Consider the following 13,077-nt stretch of genomic DNA (forward strand, 5'->3'; position numbering starts at 1 on the left):
GCAACAATGCCGAGGGATAGCTGACGACCGCGCGGTCAGCCCTCGGAAAACGGGTCTGTCAATGTAACATTGGCATGACGCCCTATGCCGCACTGCGGCGCGATGCTATGCTGCGGGCGCAAAGGATGAACCCATGCTGGACACGCCGCGCTTTACGGAGATAACGCCAACCGCCGACATCCGGGCGGCGCGCCACGGCAGTCGCGCCAAGTGCCTGCAGCGGCTGATCCGAATGGAGTTGCCGGTTCCCCAGACCGTCGCTCTGCCGTTTACCACCGTCCGCGAGATTGCCGAGGGCCAGATGCCCGATCTGGGGACGCTGGTTTCACTGTTCGACATGGAGCCACTGTTGCTGTCGGTGCGGTCCTCTTCGGAGGCGACCGATTGGGGTGGGCCCGGCGCGGTTTTGAACATTGGCATGAACGACGAAGCCCATGCCTGGCTGTCGAACACGCTGGGCCATGCCATTGCGGATAAACTCTATCTGCGCTTCATCCGCAGCTTTGCCATTGAGGTGATGCGCCTGGACGAGGCCCCCTTCAACGAAGCCGAGGACCCGGTCGCCGCGCGCGACACCTACGAAGAAGAGATGGACGCGCCGTTTCCCCAGGATATCGCAGATCAGTTGGACGCGGTGCTCCGATCCATGGCCCGGGCCTGGGAAGGCACTTCGGCCCGACTGCTGCGGCAAGCCCAGGGCGCCCCGGCGGACGCGGGCCTTGGTCTGGTGGTTCAGCGCATGGCCCTTGGCATGGGTCCGGGACAGTCCGGGTCTGGCGTCGTTCAATTCGTCAACCCCGCCACCGGAGAACCCCAGGTGACGGGCCGCTACATGGGCCAAGCCCTCGGGCGCGATGCGCTCAAGAACCGGGACAAGGCGCTCTATCTGACGAGCGATCCGCGCGGGCCGTCTCTGCAAGACCTGCTGCCTGATGTGTATCAGGAGTTGATCCAGGTTGGGGGTCAATGCCGGGACCGACTTCGCGAAGAGATGCAGGTCGAATTCACCATCGCCCAGGGCCGCTTGGCGGTGCTGGATGCGGTGCGCTGCCCGCGCGAGGCCCGCGCCTCGGTCGCCATCGCAGCCGCGCTGGCCCGGGATGGGATCATTCCGCGCAGCGAAGCCCTGTTGCGCATCGCGCCAGCCACCATCGGGCGGCTGCTACACCGTCAGATTGATGCAACGGCGGACAGGACTGTCTTGGCGCGCGGCGTGGCGGCCAGTCCGGGCGCCGCGTCCGGCAAGATCGTGTTCGACAGCGCGACGGCCCAGGCGTGTTTGTCCCGAAATGAGCCCTGCATTCTGGTCCGTCGCGAAACCAGCCCCGAAGATGTGCGAGGCATGCACGCCGCCGATGCCGTGCTGACCGAACGGGGCGGATCGACCAGCCATGCGGCGGTGATCGCCCGTGGCCTGGGTTTGCCCTGTGTCACCGGCGCGACGGGTCTCACTGTCTCCCATCGACGCAAATCCGTGCGCCTGCCAGACGGGCGGCGCCTGTCGGAAGGCGATACCATGACCATCGATGGTTCCTCCGGGGAGGTGCTAGAGGGCGCCGTGCCCACGCAGGAACCCATGCTGGATGGTGCTTTTGCAGACGTCATGTCCTGGTCCGACGACCTGCGCGACATTGGCGTGCGGGCCAATGCCGATACGGTTGCCGATGCCACCCTGGCCCGCACGTTCGGGGTGGATGGCATCGGCCTCTGCCGGACGGAACATATGTTCTTTGATCCCGCCCGCCTGACAGTGATGCGAGAAATGATCTTTGCCGAGGACGCCAGCGCGCGACAGGCCGCGCTGGATCGCCTGCTGCCGATGCAACGGGACGACTTCACCGAGCTGTTCCAGCTCATGTCCGGCTTGCCGGTGACCATTCGTCTGTTGGACCCGCCACTGCATGAGTTCCTGCCCTCTGGACCCGAAGGCCTTGGCGCACTCGCGGCAGCGCTGGACCGCCCCCTATCCGAAGTGAAGAGCCGGGTCGCAGCCTTGCAGGAATATAACCCCATGTTGGGGATGCGGGGCGTGCGCCTGGGCATTGCCATGCCTGAAATCTACGAGATGCAGGCCCGCGCCATCTTTGAGGCCGCCGTGGCAGCCAGCGGCTTGGGCGCAGACGTTAAGATCGAGATCATGATCCCCCTTGTCACCGCGCGGCGCGAGGTCGAGTTGGTAAAGCGGCGAATTGAGGCCGTTGCCTCTGGTGTGCAGGCGGAGACGGGCAAGGATCTCGACTTCCGTTTGGGCGTGATGGTCGAAACACCACGTGCCGCCCTGCGTGCCGGAGAAATCAGTGAAACCGCCGCGTTCCTCAGCTTTGGGACCAATGACCTGACACAGATGACCTATGGACTGTCGCGGGACGATGCGGGGCGGTTCATGTCGGCCTATGTGAACGAGGGGGTCTATCCCGAAGATCCGTTCCAAACACTAGATGTGGATGGCGTCGGAGAGTTGCTGCTGCTCGGCTCGGCCCGGGGACGCCAAACGCGCCCCGATGTGACCCTGGCCCTGTGCGGTGAACACGGCGGCAGTCCCGAATCGATCCGGTTTTGTCGTCTTGCTGGATTCGACTACGTCAGTTGTTCCCCATTTCGGGTGCCGGTCGCCAAGCTCGCAGCGGCACAGAGCACGATCCTGTCGGGCCAAACGGCAAGATAACGCCGGGTAAAGCATCGGGTATCGGCGAAATTTTGCCGACACCCGCCGATTCTCGCCACAGGTGCCATCCCTTTGCGCGTCAAGACATTGCGTCCCTCGCCCGAAGCCGCGACGCCCTACGCTGCGATTTTAGGCGGTAAGGGTTTCGCAAGATCCTTGTCGTAGATCGCGGGGGTAAAGGAAGGTGGACGAGGGTGAGTATGGGTCGCGTTTGCTCTATGACCGTCGCAGCGGTCGCGCTGTTTTTTGGATTTCAAACCCCCGTCGTCGCACAACCTATCGCCCACGCCCCGACTGCTGGCGCCGTTGCCCTGAGCGCCTTCGCGCCAGCCCCTGCGGAAGGAAGCACGCCACGGGCGGCCGGTAACCTCTTTGCCCGCGCGGCACGGTCGCTGTGGTCTGGCCCCGCGCGCCGTGACGCGCCGCCTACGCCTGAGACCCATTTGACGGACCATCGGATAGACGCGCTCCCCACCGCATCGGGGGGACAGCAGTGGCGATGCCTCGCCGAAGCCATCTACTTCGAAGCGCGGGGCGAACCCATTCCGGGGCAGGTCGCCGTCGCAGAGGTCATCCTGAACCGTGTGGACAGCAAGCGCTACCCCAACACCATCTGCCGTGTGGTGAACCAGGGCACCGGTCGGCTCCATGCCTGCCAATTCAGCTATACCTGCGATGGCATCCCCGAGGCCGTGTCGGAGCGGGGCGCCTGGGCACGCGCCGGTAAAATCGCCCGCTTGCTGATGGACGGCGCACCACGCGCCCTGACCGGCAATGCCACCCACTATCACGCCGACTACGTCAGCCCCTACTGGGCGAAGGTCTACCCAAAGACTGCGCAGGTTGGTCGCCATATCTTCTACCGTCAAACCCCTGGGGCCTGATCCGGACGGTTGGATACCGGCTGCGCAGGCATTCCCAGATAGGGCTGTCCACCGGGTCACGACTTCCACGCTCCGTCCACAGGAACGGCGCGACGCCTAAAGGCGCCGCGTCACGGCGCAAATGCCCGCTTGGATGCCGCGATAGGGGTTTCATAGGGGCGCAGGACGTGGTTTGCGGGCCCATGATGCGATCGACCACGCCAGAGACACGCCATGCCCGCCGATGACACCCTAGCGCTCGGAACAGCCTTCTCCTCGCCCCTTGACCGGGCGCGACAGGACACCGCTACGCATCCTTTGGATCGGATCGTGCTTCGCGACCACGTCCGCTCGGTCGAGATCGGCGCCTTTCAACAAGAACGCGGCGTAACCCAGCGGATCCGTTTCGACATCGTGACAGAGGTTTCCTTGGACGCCGACGCGGTAGCAGGCGATGATGTGGACGGCATCCTGAGCTACGATACCCTGCTAGAGGCCGTCGAAGCCGAATTGGCCGCAGAACGCGTCAATCTGTTAGAAACGTTGGCCGAACGGGTCGCGGCGCGGGTGCTGCTCCATGATCGGGCCGCGCGCGTGTTTGTGCGGATCGAGAAGCTGGACCGTGGCCCCTTTGTGCTGGGCGTGGAAATCGTCCGGTCCCGCGTGCAGGCACCGGTCGTCCAAGCCCCCGAGGCGCCGCCGCCCCAGCCCCATGTGGTGCTTCTGCGACCTGGTTTGATCGCCGACCCGGGAACGGCTGGAATGATCGATCGGCTTGCTGCGGGTCCCACGCCGGCAATCGTGATCGTCGCGCCCGATGTCGCGCCGCCGCAGGCCATGCACCCCGCAGCGCAGCGGCGCATCGACCTACTGGCCCTGGACCAAGCCGGTTGGCAGCTTGCGGCCTGCGACCCGCGCTGCGTTGTCATTGATACGCGCACCGAGTTGGATTGGGCGCTGCGCCACGGCAACCTGTCGGTCTGGGCGCCCGCCCGTATGGTCCTAGACGCCACCGACAGCCCAGACGGAGCGGACCCGGAGGCCCTGGCACTCTGGCTCGCTGGCACATTCGACGCCGTTCAGGTGACCTGCGTGGGCGACGGCCCGCATCCGGCTGGCATGGACTGCGTCGCCTCACCCAGCGCGCTATGAGCACCTGGCACCGTCCCCTGCCCGCCCCCGCCGCGGGACCGGAGGCGCCTAGGATCGCGGGGGGTTGGCTGCGCTTTACCCATGTGGAACGGCTAGTCCGCGGCGGCGCGCCCGAGATCGTGCCAGTGGACCGCCTGCAGAAGGACGTTTTGCAAAGGCTCAGCGCCCCACGTCCCACAATGGCCGGCCTGACCTGGTCCCAGCCGCGCATCATGGGCATTCTGAACGTGACGCCGGACAGCTTCTCGGACGGTGGGCGCCACCAGGGCGTGGCCGCCGCCCAAGCCCAGGCCGCACGCATGGCCTGCGCCGATATCTGGGACGTGGGCGGCGAAAGCACACGCCCCGGCGCCACCGAGGTTGAAATCCCAGCTGAGGTCTCGCGCACGGCGCCCGTGATCGCCGCGCTATCCGGCAAACCCATCAGCATCGATACCCGCAAAGCACCCGTGGCCGAAGCCGCCTTGTTAGCGGGCGCCACGATGGTCAATGACGTCTCAGCCGGCACCTTTGACCCCGATATCCTGCGCGTGACCGCCGCCCATGGCGCGCCGATCTGCCTGATGCATGCGCAAGGCGTGCCAGAGACGATGCAGGACAATCCCGCCTACGGCGATGTGCTGTTTGACGTTCTCGACGCCTTGGCGGCGCGGATCGAGGCGGCACGCGCGGCAGGTATTCCACGCGAGCGGATCATCGTGGACCCCGGCATCGGCTTCGGGAAGACCCAGGCCCATAATTTGGCCCTGCTGCGGCGGATCGGCGCTTTCCACGATCTGGGCTGTCCGATCCTGCTTGGGGCCTCACGCAAACGTTTCATCGGCGACATCGGATCGGCTCCGCAGGCGGATGACCGCTTGCCGGGCACCCTAGCGGTCACCATCGCCGCCGTGGCACAAGGCGTGCAATTGCACCGCGTCCACGACGTGGAGGAGATTGCCCAGGGCCTCGCGCTCTGGCGTGCCGTGACCGGAGGGTAAGCAATGGGTCTGTTTGGAACCGACGGCGTGCGAGGCCGCGCAAACGCGGACAAAATGACCGCTGAGATGGCGCTCAAGCTGGGCGCGGCGGTGGGTCGGTATTTCCGGCGCGACGGCTCAGACGCGGCGCATCGGGTGGTGATCGGCAAGGACACGCGCCTGTCTGGTTATATGCTGGAAAACGCGCTGACGGCGGGGCTGACCTCCACCGGCATGAACGTTTTGCTGCTGTCGCCGGTGCCAACGCCCGCCGTGGGGATGCTGACCACCTCCATGCGGGCGGACCTAGGGATTATGATCTCGGCCAGTCACAACCCCGCCGAGGACAATGGGATCAAGCTGTTCGGCCCCGATGGCTTCAAACTGTCCGATGCCGTCGAGGCAGAGATCGAAGCCATGATGGCGGGCGATATTCCCCTGGCGCCAGCCGAGGGGATTGGCCGGGCCAAACATGTCTATGACGGTCGCTTCCGCTACGCGGAGCGGGTGAAGGCCACGTTCCCCGCAGGCATGCGGCTGGATGGTCTGAAGGTCGTCGTGGATTGTGCCAATGGCGCCGCCTATCGCACCGCGCCCGAGGTTCTGTGGGAATTGGGCGCCACGGTCATTCCGGTGGGAACGGACCCCAATGGCCACAATATCAACCGGGACTGCGGCTCCACCCATACGGATACGGCGGCCCAGGCGGTGGTGGCCCATGGGGCGGATTTGGGGATCAGCTTGGACGGCGATGCCGACCGCGTCATGATTTTGGATGGCGACGGGCGCGTGGCCGACGGGGACCAACTTATGGCGCTGTTTGCCGCCCGCTGGGCCAGCGATGGGAGGCTGAGGGGCGACTCCCTGGTTGCTACGGTCATGTCCAACTTGGGGTTAGAACGGTTCCTTGCGGGCCGAGGCATCGCCCTGCACCGCACCAAGGTCGGCGACCGCTATGTTGTCGAAGCCATGCGCCAGCACGGCTTTAACCTGGGCGGGGAGCAATCGGGCCATATTGTCATGACCGACTACGCCACGACGGGCGATGGCCTGCTGGCGGGCCTGCAATTCGCCGCCGAAATGGTGCGCACGGGTCGCCCCGCTGCCGAACTGATGGAAAGCTTCGAGACGGTGCCCCAGCGCCTCGAAAACGTGCGCTATGGTGCCGGCGCCCAACCGCTGGAGGCGGAGGCCGTCAAGCGCGCCATCGCCGCCGCCGAGGCCCGCGTGGCGGGCACCGGCCGCCTGCTGATCCGCGCCTCGGGCACCGAACCTCTGATCCGCGTGATGGCGGAATGCGAGGACGATACCCTGCTCAACAGCGTGGTCGAGGAGGTTGCCGAGGCGGTCCGCGCCTGCGCCTGATCGCGGGGCTTAGACGACGTGCAGGGCAGCCCCCGCCAGGGCCGCCAAGCCCAGTGTTTCGAGCAAGCCCCGTTTCATTCCCAGCAGCCAGACAAAAGAAAAGACCGCCAGACCCAAAGCAGTCGGATTCAGGCTGCCCCATACGGGCAGAGGCGGGCCGAATGCCGTCTCAGAGACCTCTGCAAACAGGACATGGATCGCAAACCACAGCGACAGGTTCGCGATGACGCCCGCCACGGCAGCAGACACCAAGTCCAGCGCGCTGCGCAAGCGGGGCATGGCCGTAAGCCGCTCCAGGTGGGGGGCACCGGCGAAAATCCACAGGAAACAGGGCGCAAAGGTCGCCCAGAGGGTCACCAGCGCCGTCGCAAAGGCCAAACCGACCTGCGCCCCGCCCAGCCATCCGGTGAAGACCGTGACCAGGATCAATGGGCCAGGCGTTGTCTCCGCCAGGCCAAGACCGTCGATCATCTGATCGGGGCTGAGCCAGCCCTGAACCTCCACAGCATTCTGGGCCAAAGCGGCCAACACCGCATAGGCGCCGCCGAAGCTGACCGTGGCCAACCAGCTAAAGAACAGCCCCGCCTGGGCCGGAACACTGTCTGGTGCGACGGCCAGCAGGGCCAACAAGGGCACCCACCACACCGCCAACCAGATCACCACCGTTCGGACCGTGCCGCCGGGCGATGTGACTGGCGCGACGGCTGGGTCACCGCCCTGCCCCGGTCGCAAAAGGCCCAGAAGCAGAGCCGCCCCCAGAACCGCCCAAAACGGTAGGTTCAGCACAAAGAGCGCGACGAAGGCCGCCGCCGCAACGGCTCCGGCCAACGGCCCCCGCGCGGCCTTTTCCCGCAACTTCCAGAGCGCCCCCGCAACGATCGCCAGCGCCGCCGCTTTGACGCCCAGAAACGCGGCCTCAACCAAGGGCAAACGACCGAACAGGAGATACAGCGCGGCCAGCGCCATCATCACGACCGCACCGGGCAAGACAAACAACAGGCCCGCCAAAACGCCACCTGCGGTGCCTCGGGCGCGCCACCCGGCGTAGGTGGCCAGCTGCATCGCCTCGGGCCCTGGCAACAGCGTGCAAAAGCCGAGACCGCGCAAAAACCCGTCCTCATCGAGCCAACGTTGCCGCTGCACCAATTCCTGGTGCATCAGGGCGATCTGGGCGGCAGGCCCGCCAAACGACAACAGGCCGATGCGCCCAAACACGCGCCACATCTCGGACCAGGTAGGGGTCATGCCGCACCCTCCGGCCGCGCGATCCAGTCGTCAATCAAGTCCAGTGCAGCAGTCGGCTGCGACATGCGCGCGAGCCGGCCCGCCAGCAACTCCTCCGGCCCACCCAGTAGGCGAGCGACCAGCGGATGCTCCAACCCCGCCGCCTCAGCCAACGCCCCTGGTGTGGCGGGCAGAACAGAGGCTGTCCAAACCTCAGCGGCAGCGGCGCACCAGGACCGCTCTATGGCTTGCACCTGAGCGGCCCGGTCCAGCAATCGCAAGAGCACCCATAGAGACGCAAGCTCCGCCCAGTTGGTGTCCAGCGGGATTACCCAGCGTCGCTTGCGCAAGCTGACCCGGCAGACGGGATGCCCAGCCGCCACCCAAGCCAGATGCCCGCCCCGCATCGTCCGGGCATCCAGGCCATCAGTGCGCAGCAGCCCGGCGGCCAACTGGCTGAGCTTCCCCCCTTTTTGACAGGTGACAACGACGGGACCACACGGCCGAGGCCAGCGGTCCAAGGCATCGAGGGGGACCTGTTCAGCACCAGGGATGACGCGCGGGTCGGCTACGGCATCTGTGGCATCGCGCAGGTCGAGTATCGCGGGCGCATCGGCGCGGTGTAGGCGAGCTGCTAAGGCAGCGGGGGAGATAAACAGGTCGGCCAAGGGGCATCCTCCGTAAACACGGTGTCAGTGGATGCGCGACTTGGGTCACCGGCATGTGACAGCTGGCAGACCTGCTACGGGGCGTGCGCAGCCCCAGGCCTCTAAAAGGCACAAGGGGGGCACCTGCGTCAAGGTTGCACCAGCGCCCACCCAGGTGTTGAGAGTTCAGCCGGGGTGAACCAGCGTGCCGAAGAGGCGTGGCTCCAAGGTATCCGCGGCAAACAGATCCCCCTGGGTCAGGACGGACACCGCGTCGTGGCTGTGGAGGCTTTCCTGATGGCTGGCCACCACTCGATAGTCGCCGACACCGGGCAGCGCGGTCAGCCCTTCGGCAAACAGACGGGCCGCGTCCTCGACAAAGATCGGGTTGGCGGCGTTCAACTCCGCAAAGGCCTGCTCGTCCTCACGCTTCACCATGACCTGGGTCTCGGTCGGGACCTGGGCGCGGCACATCTCGATGACGTCCTCAATGCCCAGATCACCGGTGACCTCCACCGATAGGCGGGCCACCGACCGTTGCGAATGGGGCGTCGCCAATTGGTTGCGCGTCTGACGAGCATGCTCTGACAGTTCCAAGGAACAGGGGCAGGTCGACGAATAGACGTAGTCCAGATGCAGCACGCGGCGGCGCGTCTGACCCGTCTGCACGACCTCCATTGAGATGTCATAGTATTGCCAACCCGTCAGGCCGGAGCGGAGGCTTTCGACCTGCAACGGCAAAGAAAACCGAAGGAGCAAGCGAGCATCGAAACTGTCGAGGTCCGCGAGATAGTCGTCCAACGCGGCCTCGACCACGTCGAAGCCCACCAGGCGTTCGGCATGGCGGTAGAAGCTGCGCATGATGCGCGACATGTTGATGCCCTTCTTCCCGGCCTCCAAGCTGACGGTGCCGGTCACGGAAACCTCGGCCAGGTGGGGGCCAGAGCGTGTCCCGACCTGCATCGGCAAACGAAAGTTGGAGATCCCCACGTGCTGGATCGCACGGTCTTCGCCGCGGATCAGGGACGCAGGACCGTTCTGAAGATCGGGAAGCGTGTCGCGATAGGCGGCATCAACCGTGAGATCAGGATAGGTTCGGAGAAGATCGGGGTAGAGCCCCACTTTGGGGGTCTGGCCGCTGTCGGCATACCGTCGAAGAACTGCCAGGGCAGCCTGGGCCTCTTCCTCGGTGGGGTGGCGGTCAATATCCGGTGCGTGGACGTTCATGCGTCCCTCCCTTCGGTTCGCGCGTGGAATGGTGAAGGTGGGCCCCTCCCGCCGACTTCTCAACCCTCGCATTCATCTTTACGGGGGAACCGCCAGGCTGGATCAGAAGTTAATCAAATTGGTCAAGATTTTCCGACGCGTCGGTTACGCGGACCGTGCGAACGCAGGCGCAATCAGACGGATCATATCTGTCGCTGGCAATGTGATCCCCGCCCGCACCTGGGGCGCGGGGGCCACAACTTGCCAGCCGTGCCGGGCAAAGAACGGGCAAGCCAAGGCGCTGGCACGGGTGGACAGCCGGTCGAGCTTGGCGGCATAAGCTTGGTTTTCCACGACCGCCAAAAGCATGCCCGCCAGGCCCGTCCCACGCATCTCGGGCAGGACATAGGCCAGATCCAAGTAACCGTCGGCGCGCAACGACATGAACCCGGCGACCTGTCCATGATCTTCCGCCACAAGGACCAACTGTCCGGCCACACGCTGCGCCATCTCTTCGGCGGTCAGCGCGCGCGGCAACCAAGCATCGCGCTGCGCCTGTGTGTAATGGGGCGCGGCGCCCCTTTGGACGGCGGCCCAAAAGATCTCCGCCAGGGCGGGCATGTCGGCGGGCCGCGCGGTGCGGACCTCTCGCAGCGGCGTCATGCGACGGCCAGGGCGTCCAGCACGTCAGCGATCAGGTCGTCCGCATCTTCCAAACCGATCGACAAACGGATCAAACCAGGCGTAATGCCCAGCGCCGCCTTTTGGTCATCGGGCAAGCGTTGGTGCGTTGTCGTTGCCGGGTGGGTCGCGATGGATTTCGCATCGCCGAGGTTGTTGGAAATCACAACGATCTCCAGGGCGTTGAGAAACCGAAACGCCGCGTCCTTCCCACCGGCCAGATCAATGGCGAGGACCGTTCCGCCCCGCTCCATCTGGCTCCGCGCGAGGGCGGCCTGAGGGTGTGTGTCCAGATGGGGGTGGAGGATACGTGCCAGTTTCCCGTGCCCCTCTAGCCGCTGGGCCAGGCGCAACGCGGTATCGGCCTGGGCGCGCACGCGCAAATCCAGCGTCTCCAACCCCTTGAGCATGATCCAGGCGTTGAAGGGCGACATGGCCGCGCCCGTATGCTTCAGGTAGGGTTCAGCCGTCTTGCGCACAAACTCCTGCGTTCCGCAGATCACGCCGCCCAGGCAGCGCCCCTGCCCGTCGATGTGTTTCGTCGTGGAATAGATGACAACGTCGACACCCAGTTCCACCGCCCGGCTAAAGGTTGGGGTGGCGAAGACGTTGTCACAGATGACCGTCGCCCCGACCGCGTGGCCCAAGGCCGATACGGCGGCGATATCGATGACCTCCAACGCGGGGTTCGAGATGCTTTCGAAGAAGACAACCTTTGTGTCCGCGCGGATCGCCTCCCGCCAAGCCTCCAGGTCGGTGCCATCCACCAAGGTCACCTCGACGCCGTAGCGCGGCAGCACCTCCTCCAAGATGTACAGGCACGACCCAAACAAAGCCCGTGCGGCGACCACATGGTCCCCAGCCGCGAGCATCGACACCAGCGCGCCGTTTACGGCGGCCATGCCCGAGGCCGTGGCGAAGGCGTCTTCGGTGCCCTCCAAGGCAGCGATGCGGTCTTCGAACATGGCGACGGTCGGGTTGCCGTAGCGGGCGTAAATGAACTCTTCCCGGGTAGCGTCGAGGAACCGTGCCTCTGCCGCCTCCGCCGTCTCATAAACAAAGCCCTGGGTCAGGAACATCGCCTCACTGACCTCGCCGTATTGCGACCGGCGGGTGCCGGCATGGACGGCGAGGGTGCGCGGGGAACGGGGTTTGGACGTGTTATCCTTCATGGCGGGCCTCCTTTGGGCCTTGGGTCAAACGCACCTGTCGGAAAGCCGGTGGGGCCGCAACCGCGTCCACAAAGCCTCTTTAGCGGGTTTCATTCGTCCGGCATTGCGCCGTCCCGAGGGCCGCAATCCGGTACAAATCCCCTCCCGCAGCCGCTTAGAGCGCCTACCCCATCGGGTCAAGCACGACCAAACACGACCACACACGAAGACGCGATCACCGAGGCCTTGCAATCGGGCGCCGTGCTCCGAAGGGTACTGCTCAGATTCATCCGGCGGAGAGACCAAGATGACATCGCCCATTGACCTGTATTTCTGGCCCACGCCCAACGGCTGGAAGATCTCCATTGCGCTGGAAGAGATGGGGCTGCCCTATCGAACGCATTTGATCGACATCGGCGCGGGGGATCAGTTCGACGCGGCGTTCCTAAAGGTGTCTCCCAACAACAAGATGCCAGCGATCACCGACCCCAACGGGCCGGACGACGCACCGATCAACATTTTTGAGAGCGGGGCGATCCTCCAATATCTGGCGCGCAAAACGGGCCAGTTCTACGGCAACACGGACCGCGACCGGGTTTCCGTGGATCAATGGTTGATGTGGCAGATGGGGGGCCTCGGCCCCATGGCCGGTCAAACCCACCATTTCTGGAAATACGCCCCGCAGATGGACCCACCCCAAGACCTGCCCTACGCCAAGGACCGCTACAAAACCGAAACGGCCAGGCTTTACCGTGTGATGGACACCCAATTGGACCGACATCGCTATCTGGCCGGGAACTTCTACTCCATCGCTGACATCGCGTGTTGGGGCTGGGCCTCGCTTTGGGAAGGGCAGCGGCAGACGCTGGAGGATAAACCAAACCTTTCCCGCTGGTTGGACGAGGTTGGATCGCGCCCGGCGGTCATCGCGGGCCGCGCACTGGCGGCGGACAAGCGAGGCGAAACCCACGACGCCGCTGCTCGCGCACGGCTGTTTGGCGGCAAGTCGTAAGACGCGCAGCGAACCCGGGCGAGACCACCGTCGCCTGAGCCCGTTTGCGCACTGGCAAGGGGACCCCCAAGTGATCTAGGGTATGTCCCAACGACAGGAGAGACCCCAATGAACGTAACCGGCCTGCAGAAGACAGCCTTTATCGCTTTGGC

Annotated in this window: 11 protein-coding genes; 6 read left to right on the forward strand and 5 right to left on the reverse strand. The window is 65.2% G+C overall.

Annotated elements, in window-relative coordinates:
- The first annotated feature begins 133 nt into the window (after nucleotides 1-133).
- From K5R33_RS00850 to glmM, 5 genes are all read left to right on the forward strand, one after another.
- Nucleotides 134-2,665: a putative PEP-binding protein gene (locus K5R33_RS00850; RefSeq protein ID WP_220747077.1), complete on the forward strand. Its 2,532-nt coding sequence runs from the start codon at nucleotides 134-136 to the stop codon at nucleotides 2,663-2,665.
- A gap of 200 nt (nucleotides 2,666-2,865) precedes the next feature.
- Nucleotides 2,866-3,549 (forward strand): cell wall hydrolase, encoded by a 684-nt coding sequence (locus K5R33_RS00855; protein ID WP_255588386.1) that lies wholly within the window; start codon nucleotides 2,866-2,868, stop codon nucleotides 3,547-3,549.
- Nucleotides 3,550-3,762: 213 nt separating this feature from the next.
- Nucleotides 3,763-4,680, forward strand: coding sequence for a dihydroneopterin aldolase (locus K5R33_RS00860; protein ID WP_220747078.1), 918 nt, complete (start codon nucleotides 3,763-3,765; stop codon nucleotides 4,678-4,680).
- A complete protein-coding gene (gene folP, locus K5R33_RS00865) occupies nucleotides 4,677-5,660 on the forward strand; it encodes a dihydropteroate synthase (protein ID WP_220747079.1) in 984 nt (327 codons plus the stop codon). The genes K5R33_RS00860 and folP overlap by 4 nt, the downstream gene beginning before the upstream one ends.
- A gap of 3 nt (nucleotides 5,661-5,663) precedes the next feature.
- A complete protein-coding gene (gene glmM / locus K5R33_RS00870; protein ID WP_220747080.1) occupies nucleotides 5,664-7,004 on the forward strand; it encodes a phosphoglucosamine mutase in 1,341 nt (446 codons plus the stop codon).
- Between the two features lie 9 nt (nucleotides 7,005-7,013).
- On the opposite strand, the gene chrA is transcribed toward glmM, so the two are convergent.
- The 5 genes from chrA to metZ form a co-directional block, all read right to left on the reverse strand.
- Nucleotides 7,014-8,249, reverse strand: coding sequence for a chromate efflux transporter (gene chrA / locus K5R33_RS00875; protein WP_220747081.1), 1,236 nt, complete (start codon nucleotides 8,247-8,249; stop codon nucleotides 7,014-7,016).
- A complete protein-coding gene (locus K5R33_RS00880; RefSeq protein WP_220747082.1) occupies nucleotides 8,246-8,896 on the reverse strand; it encodes a rhodanese-like domain-containing protein in 651 nt (216 codons plus the stop codon). Before K5R33_RS00880 ends, chrA begins: the two co-directional genes overlap by 4 nt.
- Nucleotides 8,897-9,061: 165 nt before the next feature.
- Nucleotides 9,062-10,102: a GTP cyclohydrolase FolE2 gene (gene folE2, locus K5R33_RS00885; RefSeq protein ID WP_220747083.1), complete on the reverse strand. Its 1,041-nt coding sequence runs from the start codon at nucleotides 10,100-10,102 to the stop codon at nucleotides 9,062-9,064.
- 144 nt (nucleotides 10,103-10,246) lie between these two features.
- Nucleotides 10,247-10,744: a GNAT family N-acetyltransferase gene (locus K5R33_RS00890; RefSeq protein ID WP_220747084.1), complete on the reverse strand. Its 498-nt coding sequence runs from the start codon at nucleotides 10,742-10,744 to the stop codon at nucleotides 10,247-10,249.
- Complete coding sequence (metZ, locus tag K5R33_RS00895) at nucleotides 10,741-11,934, reverse strand: O-succinylhomoserine sulfhydrylase (RefSeq protein ID WP_220747085.1); 1,194 nt, start codon at nucleotides 11,932-11,934, stop codon at nucleotides 10,741-10,743. The genes K5R33_RS00890 and metZ overlap by 4 nt, the downstream gene beginning before the upstream one ends.
- Nucleotides 11,935-12,220: 286 nt before the next feature.
- Here metZ and K5R33_RS00900 point away from each other — a divergent pair, with 286 nt between their 5' ends.
- Nucleotides 12,221-12,925: a glutathione S-transferase N-terminal domain-containing protein gene (locus K5R33_RS00900; RefSeq protein WP_220747086.1), complete on the forward strand. Its 705-nt coding sequence runs from the start codon at nucleotides 12,221-12,223 to the stop codon at nucleotides 12,923-12,925.
- Nucleotides 12,926-13,077: the final 152 nt, after the last annotated feature.

The sequence above is a fragment of the Jannaschia pagri genome, assembly GCF_019655435.1.
GTDB lineage: Bacteria > Pseudomonadota > Alphaproteobacteria > Rhodobacterales > Rhodobacteraceae > Jannaschia > Jannaschia pagri.